Origin of the sequence: Halobacillus rhizosphaerae (genome assembly GCF_046719735.1) — a bacterium.
Taxonomy (GTDB): Bacteria; Bacillota; Bacilli; order Bacillales; family Halobacillaceae; genus Halobacillus_B; species Halobacillus_B rhizosphaerae.
This window is the reverse complement of record NZ_JAUTWQ010000001.1, coordinates 473,592-487,492: the sequence shown is the minus strand read 5'-3', so window position 1 is coordinate 487,492 and position 13,901 is coordinate 473,592. Positions and strand designations below refer to the sequence as shown.

Below are 13,901 nucleotides of genomic sequence, written 5' to 3'. Positions count from 1 at the left end.
AACATTGATTGGAAACTGAAAATTTGAACATTATTTAACATTTTTCTCCGCCTGCTCGCGAAGCAGTTTTACTTCATGGGGTTTTAATGGACGGGAGTCCCCTGCATTCATCCCTTTCAAATCTAAAGAACCGTATTTCTCACGCTTAAGTTTATCTACGGGAATGCCTAATGAATCGAACATCCGGCGTATTTGCCGGTTTTTACCTTCATGAAGAGTAATTTGAACAATGGCTGTATTTTTCTTGCCATCAGTGGACATAATCTTCGCATGAACAGCTTTCAAAGACTCACCATCTACTTTTACTCCTTGTTTTAACTGCTGAATCTGTTCTTTTGTTGGAATGCCTTTAGTTTTCACTACATAGAGCTTGTCCACCTCATGCTTTGGGTGCATAAGCAAATTGGCAAATTCTCCATCATTAGTCATAAGCAGAATACCAGAAGTATCGTAATCTAACCGGCCGATTGGAAAAATTCTTTCTTTAACTTCAGGTAAGTAGTCGGTCACTACTTTTCTATTTTTCTCATCCTTTACACTCGAGATTACTCCCCGCGGTTTATAAAGTAAATAGTAGACAGGTGCTTCCTTAACTAATGGGACCCCTTCCACTTCCACATCATCATTGGAAGATACTTTCGTGCCTAATTCCTTAACGACTTCTCCATTCACTTTCACTTTCCCATCAACAATTAATTTCTCTGCTTTTCTCCTGGATGCAACTCCAGCATGGGCAATAACCTTCTGTAATCTTTCTAATTCTGCCATAGGGCAAGTCACCTGCTTTCTAAGTTCTCTATTCTATCGGCTGCACAGCATGAAGCCACGCTAAGATGAACTCAGCGCGGCTCGTAAGCTCTTATACATTATACACGTTCAGCCAGGTATTAAACAAAAGCTTCTTTAATTATCCAAATAGAATCGTAACAATAATTACTGAAGCTATTATACCAGCTAAATCTGCTAATAGTCCAACCTTTAAAGCATCTCCCATTCTTTTAATTCCTACTGCACCAAAATAAACAGTAATGATATACAGCGTTGTATCCGTACTTCCTTGCATGGTTGAGGCCAATTGACCAATAAAGGAGTCGGGGCCAAAAGTTCGGATAATCTCTGTAGTCATGCTCAGCGCTGCAGTTCCAGAGATTGGCCGGATAAGCGCAAGAGGAAGAACTTCCTTTGGAAATCCAAACAGACCAGTAACCGGTTCAATCATTTGCAGAACAGCATTCATGGCGCCAGAAGCTTGAAAGATTGCGATAGAAACCATCATTCCTAGTAAAAAAGGTAAGAGGGAAATAGCGATTTGAATTCCTTCTTTACTCCCTTCAACAAACACCTCATAAGCCGGAACTCTTTTCAAGGTAGCGGTTACGAGCACGAGCAGAATTACCCCAGGGATTAACCAAACACTAATCATAATCTCATCGCTCGGTTTCTGCGATAATAAAAATACCGATCTATAATTAAAGCGGCTGCTGTAGAAATAATGGTGGCAATAATAGTCGCCCCTACTATACTGGTGGGATCATGTGAGCCGTACTTCATCCTAATTGCAATTACAGTCGTAGGAATTAGTGTAAGGGATGACGTATTAATAGCTAGAAAAGTGATCATTGATCTACTTGCCTGATCTGAGTTTGACAATCTTTTCAATTCTTTCATGGCCTTAAGACCCATGGGAGTTGCGGCGTTGCCAAGTCCAAATATGTTTGCGGTCATATTGGAGAGAATATAGCCGAGCGCCGGATCATCTTTTGGAATATCCGGAAATATCTTCCTTACAAAGGGGCGAAAGAGTCTTGCCAGTCCTTCTAACAGACCCGCTTCTTCTGCAATTTTCATCAGACCCAGCCAGAAGACAAGCACTCCCATTAAACTGAGTGTAATCATAACGCTGTCATCCAGTGTTTTAAAAATAGCTAGGTTCACTTCGCTCATCGTGCCATTGAAGCCGGCATAAACAATCCCGCTAACAGCGAGAAATACCCAGATTAGGTTGACCACGGGGACACCCCCAGCAAATGCCCTAAAAAGTTCTTGTATTCTGTAAAAACAGATCCTGCTGGACGTTTATATAGTACAGCCGTTTTTAGGAGCGGAGTCTGCCCAACCATAAATTCACGCACCCCTGCCAGATTCTGTTCAATGGGTGGAGAAGAATAGCGATAAAATGTAGATTGAAGGTCTGACCGTTCTTCATCCGTTAACGGAAAGAAGACGTCCCGCGGAAGGTAGTAACGCTGCCCATTTGCTTCCACAGCCCCTTGCTTCTGAAGCTGGACGGTCTTAAAATGATCAAATCCCCATTCAAACATCCGCTGATGATCATTCCAATCATCAGGAGCATTCAATGTTACAGCCACTAATTCCATCCCGTTCTTTTCAGCACTGCTGACGAGGCTGCGACCCGCCTTTTTGGTATATCCTGTCTTCCCCCCCGTAGCAGGGTCATAATACATCGTTAACAATTTATTTTTGTTTCTCCAGGGATAATCTCGGTTTTGCGATTGATAGCTTTCGCTCCCGGTAACTTCACGAAAAGTCTTATTTTTCATTGCATAAGACATAAGCAAAGCTAAATCATAAGCGCTAGAATAATGAGTCTCTCCATCTAAACCGTGGGGATTTTCAAAATGAGAAGCATTCATCCCTAACCATTCAGCTTTTTGATTCATTAAGTAAGTAAATCCTTCTAGACTGCCTCCTACATGTTCTGCAATTGCTACAGCTGAATCATTTCCTGATCTAAGCATTAAGCCATAAACGAGGTCCTTGAGAGGGATTTTTTCTTTTTCTGTTAAATATATGGAAGACCCCTCTGTTCTTACTGCTCGCTCGCTAACTTTGACTTTCTCATCAAGCTTGCCTGACTCTATTGCGATAATAGCAGTCATGATTTTGGTGGTACTAGCTATTAATGAGGGATCATACGCTTTCTTTTCATATAATACTCGTCCTGATTTAGCATCCATTAAAACAGCATGCTCCGCTGATACGGAAATATCAGGTGCTGCCTGGATCGAAGGAGTAAATGAAAGTTGAAAGATAACAATCACAAGAAATACCATCATAAGACACTTTCTCAAGAGGTGTCCCTCCTTATTCTAGTCATTTGGTTAACTTTATGCAGGAAGGTACAAGCTTATGAGAATCCCTCGTCCATTTCCTAAAGAGAATGTGACAAGCAGGAAGAGTCCTTATCTAGGAGCTGACAAAACGTAGTGAATTGAAGGTCAGTTAGAAGGATGATGAGGCAAAAGAATATGAACCATAAAAAAACCCGAACCCTAGCTGGATTCAGGTTTGCTGATTCAGTTATGTGCCCATGACAGGTAACCCTATCTTTAGCTCTTTATTGCTCCTCATTACTCCCATTAGGACTTGCTTCCAAATCTTGAAAGCGCTCAAAAAATAATTCAGCTTCTTCTTCCACTTCCTCCTCTTCATTGAGTTCAGACAACGGAGGTAAATCCTCTATAGAAGTGAGTCCAAAGTATATTAGAAAATCCTTAGTGGTACCAAAAAGCATCGGACGTCCGACAGCTTCTTTTCGGCCCTTTTCATCAATGAGACCCCTGTTCATCAGTGTTTGCACAGCGCGGTCGCTTTTCACACCTCTTAAATCATCAATTTCAACTCGGGTAATTGGCTGCTGATATGCAACAATCGCCAATGTTTCTAAAGCAGCTTGCGATAAACGAGTAGTACCTGGTGCGTTTAAAAACTTTTTATAATAAGAAGCATGTTCAGGTTTAGTAGTTAGATGGAGCGTGTCATTAGAGGTCATAATTCTTATACCACGCTCTTCATCTTCGTAGTCGTTTACCATTTCTGCTACGACTTCCTCAATTGTCTGCTTGTCTGTTTCTAATAGCTGGGCAAGCTTATTCCACGTAACCCCTTCTTCGCCAGAAGCAAAGAGTAATCCTTCTATAATTGCTTTATATTTCTTTAATTCCATGGGGCATCCTCCATCTTAAACACGACTAATTCTTCGAAATGCTGCTGTTGTACGCAAATGACATCATTACTCTTCATAAGCTCCAGTAATGCCATAAATGTAACAACTATATGGGGGCGGGTACGATCTTTAAAAAGCTGGAAGAATGCTGTTCCATCTTTACTGCTCTGCACGTTCGAGAGAATTTCATCCATTCTTGTCTGGATAGAAACCTCATCTCGTTTGATTTTAGTCTCTTGCGATTGTGTTTCTTTATCTTTAGAGAGCAATTTCCCCATCGCTTGGATCATATCGTATATGGAAGCTTCCCCGGGTCTTATGTCAGGCTTGTCTTCCGGTTCTGTTTCGTCACTCATCTGAGGTCTAGTATAGATCCGATTTGCCTGTACTTCTTTTTCCTTTAAATTTTCTGCAGCTTGTTTATATTTACGATATTCAATGAGCCGGCGCATTAATTCATCACGGGGATCCTCTTCCATTTCTTCTTCCATTTCGTCTTCTATTGAGGAGTTAGGAAGAAGCATCTGACTTTTTATTGCAAGTAAACTCGCTGCCATCACGAGGTATTCACTAGCAATGTCCAGTTCTAACTTTTGCATGGTATGAATATAGTTCATATATTGTTCTGTAATTTCAGAAACGGGGATATCATAAATTTCTATTTCATATCTATTGATTAAATGGAGTAAGAGATCTAGAGGTCCTTCAAATGCATCAACTTTAACTTTGTAACTATGGGCCATATCATTCTTCCTTTTCTAATGGTTCTAAAAACATTTATTTAAAGAAAATGTTACATTTTATCAGGTTTAATCTGCACAACTTCATACCAAGTTTCAGATACGGCAGACCTATAAGGAGTCTACCCCTGAACCTATCCCCATTTTATCAGAGAAATCCTTAATTAAAAATCAGTCGCTTGTCCTTCCTTTATTCACCTTATACAATAACCGTAGGGAGGGAAAGCCTATGTATCCTCAAGCCTATATCGAATACTTAGCCCATTTCCATGGGACGAGAGACTACTTCGAGTGTCATGAAGTGCTTGAAGACTATTGGAAAGCTACAGAACCTAGACAACGTGATTCTGTGTGGGTTCTGTTGATTCAAATAGCCGTTAGTATGTACCATTACCGCCGCGGAAATAACAAGGGAGCAGCTATCCTCATGAAGAGATCCATCGATAGGCTAAGCAGTCAAACAGAGGTCACCTTGAACTTAGGAATTGATCCAGATGCACTGACTCAGCAGTTGAACGAAGAATATACACGTATTCAATCCGATGCTCCTTATCAAAGTCTTATGCTGCCCATTAAAGATCCAGAATTATTAAACCTAGTTCTGCAGCAATGCGAAATGTGGAAGGTTGATTACGCAAGCAAGAGCGATCTTACAGACATCTATTTAATCGAGAAACATAAACGAAGAAACAGATAAACTAGAGTACTGGCGGCAAAGGAAAAGGAGGTGTCAGTTGACACCCCCCTGCCTGCTATATTTGTGATGATGCGCCTTCTTCACATTTTTCTACAAATGACTCAGTAGCCGCATCCGCACAAACATAATATTGGTTTTCGAAATTGTCACGTGCCTTCTGGATCATTTTTTTGCCAATCCCCATATTTCGATGGGAAGGGTTAACGGAAACATGCTGTATGATCGCATTATTTCCTTCCAGACGAACCCCGACAGTTCCTAAAATGTCCTCTTCTTTCCATAAAAACAAATGCCAATTTTCGTTGGTCTCATATTCTTTTATTGTTTCCTGAAGTCTTTTCACATCTTTCTCTTCAGGCATGAAGGATAGAAGTCCCATTGCAATCTTTTCTAATGATTTCTTATATCTAATTAACATAGTTACCCCTCAATTACGAAAATAACTTGCCAAGCAACGACAATAGAAAAATGATGGCTACGATCATCATTAGCCAAAACAGTCGTTTCTCATGGTTGTTACTCTCATTCAATGTCATCACCCTTTATAGTTGTTCACAGCCTAGAGGATCCAAATAATCTGGATTAAACCCCATACTAAACTCAGCGTTACCAAAATAACGAGTAATGTCAAATTTTTCTTTTGCATCCAGTTCCTCCGTTTGCAGTCTTTAACACCTAGGCATTAGCATATATGAATTTTAAAGAAGATTCAACCTGGCCGTTTTATTTTGGTTTTATAAAGCATTTCACAATTCGATAGCCATCAGATTTTCGCCCTTTAATACTGATCGGCACCAAATTAACGACGGCTAAATAAAGATTAAATAAAAAGAGCCAGTGGAGCAGGACAGATAGTTGAGAAATTCCTGTAAAATAAAGAGCAGCGGATAAACAAACATTCATCACTGGACCTCCCATGCTGATGAGGGCCTGCTGGGAATTAGTGAAGGATTGCTTATTTTCATTTAATGAATAAGCACCATGGAAAAGAAAAAGGTGGATACGGAAATCAAGTTTCCCTATCCTCCCTTTTAAAATTTCCTGTCCGCTTCCTAATGATATAAGCGAATTCTCCGCACCTAAGAAAAGAGCCACCGTCACGTGGCCCAGTTCATGGATGAGTAAACTGACAGGCGCAGCAATGAAAATAAGCGTGATTAAAGAAATCATAACTCAATGGTTATTCAGAAACTCTTACTTTCTGCATGACATCTCCTGGACGTACACGATCCACAATTTCTACTCCGTCAATAACCTTACCAAACACAGTATGGCGGCCATCTAAATGCGGCTGAGGAGAATGGCATACGAAAAACTGACTCCCCCCTGTATCTTTACCTGCATGCGCCATGGAAAGACTTCCGCGCTCATGTTTATGGGGATTTCCTTCTGTTTCACATTTAATTGTATAGCCTGGACCTCCAGTCCCATTTCCCTTTGGACATCCGCCTTGAATAACGAAATCTGGAATGACTCTGTGGAAAGTCAGACCATCATAAAATTCATCATTTGCCAATTTTTCAAAGTTTGCTACTGTATTTGGCGCAGCTTCCTCGTAAAGTTCTATTTCCATTCGTTCCCCGTTTTCAAATTGAATTACAGCTTGTTTCATGCTTGTTTCCCCTCTCTCTTTTCATAAGATAAATCTAAACGAGTCATTTCTCGATAATCTTCCCGGCGAACAACTAAACTGTGCTCCCCGCCCTCTGCAAAGACAACGGCGGATTTTTGAAACCGATTGTAATTATTAGCCATAGCATAACCATACGCTCCGGTACTAAACATTGCAAGAAGATCTTTATGGTCCGCTTTAGGAAGTTCTACTTCCCATATTAGCATATCTCCTGATTCACAGCACTTACCAGCTATTGTATATTCCTGCTCCATTGGCTGATTCATTTTACTGGCAAGAACAGCTTCATACTTTGCTTGATAAAGGGCCGGTCTAATATTATCAGTCATTCCGCCATCCACAGACAGGTAGGTGCGTACCCCTGGAATGTTTTTAATAGAGCCCACCGTATATAAAGTAACTCCTGCATCTCCAGCGATTGCCCGGCCGGGTTCAATCCAAATCTCGGGCATTGGATAGCTGAGCATGCTGGATTGCTCTTTCACTTCCTTAATAAGAGCATGGGCATATTGGTTCAAATCTAAAGGATCATCTTCACTAGTGTACTGGATACCAAATCCACCACCTAGATTTAGTACTTCTGCTAAGAATCCATGCCTTTTTCTCCAGTCTTGCATCGCCTGGAATAATTTACGAGTGGCCATTGTAAAACCGCTCGTTTCAAATATCTGCGACCCAATATGACAATGCAAACCTTTTAGTTTCAACCGCTTCTGCTGGCTTATTTTAAGAAACGCTTCTTCAGCTTGTCCACTCGATAAATCAAAGCCGAATTTGGAATCCTCTTGCCCAGTAAGAATGTAGTCGTGGGTATGCGCTTCTATTCCAGGTGTAACTCTTAGGAGCACTTCCATAGTGGTCTGCTTTTGTTCTAGAATGGACGATAAAAGTTCAATTTCATAAAAATTGTCTACGACTATACACCCAATTTTGTGATCAACGGCCATCTCTAATTCTTTTAAACTTTTATTATTTCCATGCATATGGATTTTTTCAACAGGGAATTCTGCTTCTAAGGCAGTATAAAGTTCTCCTTCCGAGACCACATCTAAACTTAGCTCTTCCTGCTTAGCCACCTGCAGCATAGCAATTGAGGAGAAGGCTTTACTTGCATAAGCGACTTGGGCTCTGACCTCGTAGTCTTTGAAAGTTTGAATAAATGCTCTTGCATTTTGTCGTATTCGTTCGACATCATATACGTAGAGGGGTGTTCCATACTGCTCCGCTAGTTCCTTTGCTGGTATTCCTGCTATTAATAATTCGCCTTGTTCATTTACTTCACGATTCATACATATCCGCCTTTCTAACCATTTCATACAAGGCGCTTCCGCCGATAGTTCTTATCATGTGGATCTTTGATTATTTCACTAAATGAGCCAGTTGCTGAAAGTGCCTCTTCCACGTCACTTGCTGGAACTGGCTGATATAAGGAATTACTGTACATTTAAAAATTAGTTTGAAATTGTGCCTTTAAGTAAAGTCCAGGATTGCGGAAGACTATATTCCGATAAAAAGAAAATGCTCCTTAGGTATAAGGAACATTATAAATTATATTTAATTTATCACACCGTATAGGAACCGGCAATGGATTTAAGGCTGACGATCATTATTTTGCGGATGAACAATACTCGGCCGGACTTTAGAGAGCGGCACGGATAGACGAAATAAGATCTGTGTAATTGCCTTAGCGTTAAAAGGAAGAAACGGCCATAAATAGGGAGTATTCAGTGATTTAGTACGTGCGAGGAAGATAACATACGCGGTAAACCCAATCACCAATCCCTTCAACCCTGTAACTGCTGTAAGAATTACCAACCCTACCCTGACCATTTTATTAGCGACAGATAACTCATAACTAGGAGTTGAATAAGATCCGATGGCACTAACGGCGACGTATAAAATGACCTCTGGCTGAAACATCCCTACATCGATCGCAATCTGACCGATTAACACGGCGGCAATTAAACCCATAGCTGTAGACAGCGGCGTGGGAGTATGAATTGCCGCTATCCTCAGCATTTCCAATCCTAAATCAGCAATTAGCAATTGATAAACAATAGGAATGCTGCTTTCTTCATTCGGCCCGATAAACGAGAGAGAATCAGGGAGTAATGATGGATCGATATTAAAAAGCATCCATAAAGGAAGTAGAAATACTGAAGACAGGATCCCAAAGAAGCGGATCCACCGTACAAAAGACCCAACTGCCGGCGATTGCCGGTATTCTTCTGCATGCTGCACATGATGGAAGAAAGTCGTCGGTGTAATAATGACGCTTGGAGAAGTATCCACCATAATTAATACGTGTCCTTCAAACAAGTGAGCGGCTGCCACATCCGGCCGCTCCGTATATCTTACTAGCGGAAAGGGATTCCTGCCCTGCTGCACTAAAAACTCCTCCAAGGTTTTATCCGCCATGGAAAGTCCATCAATATCTATATTCTGCAGTTCTTCTTTTATTAAGCGAACTAACCCAGGATCTGCTACATCTTCAATATATGAGATGCATACATCAGTTTTTGACCGAACTCCAACCTGCATAATTTCGTGTCTGAGCCGTTCATCTCGTATTCTTCTCCTTGTGAGCGCTGTGTTTTCTATGATATTTTCCGTATATCCATCTCTTGAGCCGCGAATAACTTTCTCCGTATCTGGCTCTTCAGGGGTTCTACCCGGATACGAACGTACGTCCACAATTAATGCTTCTGTTTCCCCTTCAATAAAAATAACAATTAATCCTGAAAGCATTTGGGTAATACATTTCTCAATCGTTTGAACCGTTTCCACTTGCTGGTGCGGAATATCGTTTTTAATCCTCTGGAAGATTGTTCGTTTTTTATCGCTCGTTTCGTTCAGCTCAAAGAGCTGTCTGAGTAATTCGACAATGACTGGTGTATCACACAATCCAGTTACGTAATAAAGGTTGATCTCGCGGCCATAAACGTGGACAGTCCTAAATCCAAGGTCAAAGGATTGCTGAATTCCCACTCTGTCATCCATAACTTTGCGATTTTGTTCTAATTTCATTACAATAGGTGTGTCATGTTGAACATCTTTCTTTGTTTCTTCCGTTTTTTTATCTGGGGCTTGCGGTTTATCATCCGCCTTCTTACCTTTATCTGTTGATGTCACCATTCATCGACTCCTTTCCTCATCCTTTAGGTTTAAAGATTACGGCAGCAATAAACCCAAATAATATGGCGGAAGCAATTCCCGCTGAGGTTAACTGAAATATTCCAATAGCAATTCCTATAATCCCGTGTTCATTAGATTGACTCATCGCGCCATGAAGCAAGGAATGACCAAAACTTGTGATGGGAACCGTAGCTCCCGCCCCTGCGAACGCGATCAGTTTGTCATATAAATCAAAAGAATCAAGGACCGCTCCCGCCACTACAAAAGAGGACATGACATGGGCAGGGGTTAACTTACCAAAGTCCAATAAAAGCTGACCAATGACACAAATCGATCCGCCGACCACGAAAGCCCACACAAAATCCATCGTCAACCATCTCCTTTCATGAGAACGACTCCGTGAGCTATTCCAGGTATGGACTCCTTCTGCTGAATCATCATCGGACTCATCAGTGCTCCGGTAGCTACCACTAAAATTTTGTTGTATATGCCTTTTTTCAAGTCTTCAATTAATTTTCCATAAGTTACAACGGCTGAACAGGCACAACCACTTCCTCCACTGAAAACGGGCTGATCACTATGATAAATCAATAACCCACAATCTTCGTGCATTTCTGAGATATCAAACCCATCCTGCTTCAGCAAGTCTCTAACGATTGGCGTCCCTACTCCCGAAAGATCGCCCGTTGCAATCAGGTCATAATCTTCAGGAACCCTGCCCATATCCTGCAAATGGACCTTAATCGTATCCCAAGCTGCCGGTGCCATTGCTGAACCCATGTCAAATGGATCGGTAATGTTATAATCTTTCACTTTCCCAATCGTGGCAGATTCAATACGAACAGGGGATGGGACAGTGGAAATGAGTGCGGCACCGCTGCCAGTTACCGTAAATGTGGCCGTTTTCGGTTTTTGGCCGCCATACTCCGTTGGATATCTGAATTGGCGCTCTGCCGTGGCGTTATGAGAGCTAACCGCTGCGATAGCTTGTTTAGCGTAGCCAGCCTCAATTAAAGCTGCTCCAGTAGCTAATGTCTCCATTGAAGTGGAACACGCCCCAAACATACCAAGTAACGGGATCCCTAATTGTCTCGCCACATAGTTCCCTGTGACGTTTTGATTAAGGAGGTCTCCAGCTAGAAATAGATCAATGTTCGTTTGATCCACTCCTGATTTTTGCAAGCATGTATGAACGGCTTTATTCATGAGGGTTCTTTCTGCAAGTTCCCAATTTTCTTCTCCACAGTGCAGATCATCGAAAATATAATCAAACGTATCTTTAAGTGGACCTTCTCCTTCAAGAGGTCCGACTACAGTTCCTGTCGACTGCAAGTAAACAGGTTTGGTAAAACTCCATGTTTGCTTCCCTGTCTTTCCCATGCTGATTCCTCCTAAAATAGCGCTTGTAAAATATACCGTAAAATCCCTAATACGTACGCAGATACGACGCCAAAAACGATAACAGAGCCCGCCAGTTTAAATAGGTTTGTAGCCACACCAAGCACCAGTCCTTCGCTTTTGTGTTCAAGAGCAGCGGAAGTTACTGAATTGGCAAACCCTGTTACGGGTACAGCAGAACCTGCCCCGGCAAATTGACCAAGTTTATCGTAAACTCCGAGTCCTGTAGCCAATGAGGATAATAAGATCAAAGTTGCCACCGTTGGATTTCCTGCTTCTGTTTCACTAAAACCAAACCAGTGAACATACATATTTGTAAGTACTTCTCCGAACAAGCAAATAAGTCCGCCTACGACAAAAGCTTTTATGATATTAAGTAAATAAGGGGGCTTAGGATGATAAGTCTTACTTTCTTCCTTATAATTCTTTTCATTCAACATTTTCTTCTCCATTGAGCTTCTCTCCTATCGCGCAAAAATGATCCATTGAAACAAAGAGCCTGCAACCTTTCCTAAGGCAATCGCCATCATTAAAGGAAACAAAAATCCATCTACACCAATCCTTTTAAATAACAAAGGGAAAACGTTCAAAACCTCAGTTAAGGCGGCAGCAAGCATTCCTACAAAGATACCGTGCAGCAGCCCCCATACGATGAGACCTACTGTTGAAACTTGAATAGCTTTATCTCCAAAGGATAAATAAATCCCTGCAAAAACTCCGAGCATGATCGCTGATTCATAAAATCTTAATTTCGATTCTGATTTACTGAGCTGCATCAGTCTTGGAACTACACCTAGAACGGTAAGAAAGGCTACAAATCCTGTTCCTACAGCAATACCAGATGCTAATCCAATGATGACTTCAATGATCTTCATCTTGTTTTTCCACCTTGTTTTCTTTTACCGCGACATAATGATCAAGTGATTCCTGGTAATTAAAAACTTCAACCTCCATGGGACTTGGTTCTTCATTAAATTTCTTTCGGAACCAGTGGTTAAAAAATAAGATCATACCTAGTCCTAAACCGATGGAATAGGGAATTTGGAGCCATAAAGGGTGTTCCTCTTCTTTTCCTGTCAGCATGAAATGCAGCTTCTGCTGAACAGGCTGCATACTGACGTCATAATGAAAGTTCATAATCGCCATTGCGGCCCCGATAAAAAGCAGCAGCCAGATGACACAAATAAGAATTAAGGACGGTTTTGTCTTTTTTTTCGTAATGTGCACGACACACACATTTGGTCCAATCAGTTCTATCTGTTCCTGTGGAAACATCGTAATAATTTGTTCGACCAAGTTAAAACCATCAATAACTACTCGATTGCGGTCCTGCTTCGTCACTTGGTGAATGATGAGTTCTTGTAACGTTTCTTTTATCTGTTCAGGCCCTGTAACTTTCGCTACATCCTTGAGCCTGATTTTCATTTGAGGATCTACCCCTATAGATTGTTTTAAGCGAATATAAACAGGAGCAGCCAATACAATCGCCTCCCCTGACAAATAGAATCTTGCTGTTATTATGCGTGTATAAGAAAAATCCATGCACACAAAAAAGCTGCGCATCCATTGCGCAGCTTTTAACTACTATCACTCATAGCTTCTTTCATTTGTTCTAAGATCTTTTTCTCTAATCGAGAAACCTGAACCTGAGATATGCCTAACCGTTCGGCAACTTCGGTTTGAGTTTGATCTTTGAAATACCTTAAATAGATAATCAGGCGTCCTCGCTTATCAAGCTTGTTCATCATATCCTGAATGGTCAAATGGTCAAACCAGCCATTATCTTCTTCAGCAATTTGATCTACTAATGTGATCGGGTCTCCTTCATTCTCATAAACGGTTTCATAGATCGACTGCGGGGTTCTCCCTGCTTCCTCCGCCTGCACAACTTCTTCTCTTGTTAGCTCTAGAGCCTCTGCCAGTTCATTAATAGTAGGAGACCTTCCTTGCTGTTTCATTAATTCTTCTTTCTTCACTCGTACTTTATGATTCAGTTCCTTTAAACTTCTGCTTACCTTAACCGTTCCGTCATCCCTGATAAAGCGCTGAATTTCACCGATTATCATAGGAACAGCATACGTTGAAAACCTTACATCATAGCTTAAATCAAATTTATCAACTGATTTCAGCAGCCCTATACAGCCGATTTGGTATAGATCATCAGGGTCATAACCTCGTCTTAAATAGCGTTGAACCACAGACCAGACTAATCTTGTATTGCTTTCGACAAGAAAATGCCTTGCTTCCTGATCCCCTTTTTGGCTGCGCTTGATTAATTCCTTGACATCATGGTCGGATAGTCGCTCTTTCGTTACATCTCCACTCATCGGC

Annotated in this window: 18 protein-coding genes; 1 reads left to right on the top strand and 17 read right to left on the bottom strand. The window is 41.2% G+C overall.

The features are described 5' to 3' along the window. Positions 1-30 precede the first annotated feature (30 nt). The 6 genes from Q7A53_RS02515 to Q7A53_RS02490 all read right to left on the bottom strand — a co-directional run bounded on the left by Q7A53_RS02515 (position 31) and on the right by Q7A53_RS02490 (position 4,710). A complete protein-coding gene (locus Q7A53_RS02515; RefSeq protein WP_411787531.1) occupies positions 31-768 on the bottom strand; it encodes a pseudouridine synthase in 738 nt (245 codons plus the stop codon). A 139-nt stretch (positions 769-907) separates the two neighbouring features. Beyond that, positions 908-1,423: a spore maturation protein gene (locus Q7A53_RS02510; RefSeq protein WP_411787530.1), complete on the bottom strand. Its 516-nt coding sequence runs from the start codon at positions 1,421-1,423 to the stop codon at positions 908-910. Then, a complete protein-coding gene (locus tag Q7A53_RS02505) occupies positions 1,420-2,010 on the bottom strand; it encodes a nucleoside recognition domain-containing protein (RefSeq protein WP_411787529.1) in 591 nt (196 codons plus the stop codon). The genes Q7A53_RS02510 and Q7A53_RS02505 overlap by 4 nt, the downstream gene beginning before the upstream one ends. After that, complete coding sequence (locus Q7A53_RS02500) at positions 1,998-3,074, bottom strand: D-alanyl-D-alanine carboxypeptidase family protein (RefSeq protein WP_411787849.1); 1,077 nt, start codon at positions 3,072-3,074, stop codon at positions 1,998-2,000. The genes Q7A53_RS02505 and Q7A53_RS02500 overlap by 13 nt, the downstream gene beginning before the upstream one ends. Before the next feature lie 284 nt (positions 3,075-3,358). Continuing rightward, positions 3,359-3,967 carry an SMC-Scp complex subunit ScpB gene (scpB, locus tag Q7A53_RS02495; protein WP_411787528.1) on the bottom strand — a complete coding sequence of 203 codons (609 nt, stop codon included), beginning with the start codon at positions 3,965-3,967 and terminating at the stop codon, positions 3,359-3,361. Continuing rightward, the gene (locus tag Q7A53_RS02490) at positions 3,958-4,710 is read right to left on the bottom strand and encodes a segregation/condensation protein A (RefSeq protein WP_411787527.1); all 753 of its coding nucleotides are present in this window, start codon (positions 4,708-4,710) and stop codon (positions 3,958-3,960) included. Before Q7A53_RS02490 ends, scpB begins: the two co-directional genes overlap by 10 nt. Positions 4,711-4,936: 226 nt before the next feature. Here Q7A53_RS02490 and Q7A53_RS02485 point away from each other — a divergent pair, with 226 nt between their 5' ends. Then, positions 4,937-5,404: a DUF309 domain-containing protein gene (locus Q7A53_RS02485; RefSeq protein ID WP_411787526.1), complete on the top strand. Its 468-nt coding sequence runs from the start codon at positions 4,937-4,939 to the stop codon at positions 5,402-5,404. A gap of 55 nt (positions 5,405-5,459) precedes the next feature. On the opposite strand, the gene Q7A53_RS02480 is transcribed toward Q7A53_RS02485, so the two are convergent. The 11 genes from Q7A53_RS02480 to sigF form a co-directional block, all read right to left on the bottom strand. Continuing rightward, positions 5,460-5,822 carry a GNAT family N-acetyltransferase gene (locus Q7A53_RS02480; RefSeq protein WP_411787525.1) on the bottom strand — a complete coding sequence of 121 codons (363 nt, stop codon included), beginning with the start codon at positions 5,820-5,822 and terminating at the stop codon, positions 5,460-5,462. 305 nt (positions 5,823-6,127) lie between these two features. Next, positions 6,128-6,574, bottom strand: a complete 447-nt coding sequence (locus tag Q7A53_RS02475) for a site-2 protease family protein (RefSeq protein ID WP_411787524.1) — start codon at positions 6,572-6,574, stop codon at positions 6,128-6,130. Positions 6,575-6,584: 10 nt separating this feature from the next. Continuing rightward, positions 6,585-7,016: a peptidylprolyl isomerase gene (locus tag Q7A53_RS02470; RefSeq protein ID WP_411787523.1), complete on the bottom strand. Its 432-nt coding sequence runs from the start codon at positions 7,014-7,016 to the stop codon at positions 6,585-6,587. Then, a complete protein-coding gene (gene lysA / locus Q7A53_RS02465) occupies positions 7,013-8,326 on the bottom strand; it encodes a diaminopimelate decarboxylase (protein WP_411787522.1) in 1,314 nt (437 codons plus the stop codon). Before lysA ends, Q7A53_RS02470 begins: the two co-directional genes overlap by 4 nt. Before the next feature lie 301 nt (positions 8,327-8,627). Further along, entirely contained in the window at positions 8,628-10,064 is a 1,437-nt protein-coding gene (locus Q7A53_RS02460; RefSeq protein WP_411787848.1) for a spore germination protein, read from the bottom strand. A 124-nt stretch (positions 10,065-10,188) separates the two neighbouring features. Further along, positions 10,189-10,539: a stage V sporulation protein AE gene (spoVAE, locus tag Q7A53_RS02455; RefSeq protein WP_411787521.1), complete on the bottom strand. Its 351-nt coding sequence runs from the start codon at positions 10,537-10,539 to the stop codon at positions 10,189-10,191. A gap of 2 nt (positions 10,540-10,541) precedes the next feature. Beyond that, the gene (gene spoVAD / locus Q7A53_RS02450; protein ID WP_411787520.1) at positions 10,542-11,552 is read right to left on the bottom strand and encodes a stage V sporulation protein AD; all 1,011 of its coding nucleotides are present in this window, start codon (positions 11,550-11,552) and stop codon (positions 10,542-10,544) included. Positions 11,553-11,563: 11 nt separating this feature from the next. Next, positions 11,564-12,022 (bottom strand): stage V sporulation protein AC, encoded by a 459-nt coding sequence (gene spoVAC, locus Q7A53_RS02445; RefSeq protein ID WP_411787519.1) that lies wholly within the window; start codon positions 12,020-12,022, stop codon positions 11,564-11,566. Between the two features lie 12 nt (positions 12,023-12,034). Further along, complete coding sequence (locus Q7A53_RS02440; protein WP_411787518.1) at positions 12,035-12,445, bottom strand: stage V sporulation protein AB; 411 nt, start codon at positions 12,443-12,445, stop codon at positions 12,035-12,037. Then, the gene (locus Q7A53_RS02435; protein ID WP_411787517.1) at positions 12,432-13,049 is read right to left on the bottom strand and encodes a stage V sporulation protein AA; all 618 of its coding nucleotides are present in this window, start codon (positions 13,047-13,049) and stop codon (positions 12,432-12,434) included. Before Q7A53_RS02435 ends, Q7A53_RS02440 begins: the two co-directional genes overlap by 14 nt. Positions 13,050-13,147: 98 nt before the next feature. Then, the gene (gene sigF / locus Q7A53_RS02430; protein ID WP_411787516.1) at positions 13,148-13,897 is read right to left on the bottom strand and encodes an RNA polymerase sporulation sigma factor SigF; all 750 of its coding nucleotides are present in this window, start codon (positions 13,895-13,897) and stop codon (positions 13,148-13,150) included. Positions 13,898-13,901: the final 4 nt, after the last annotated feature.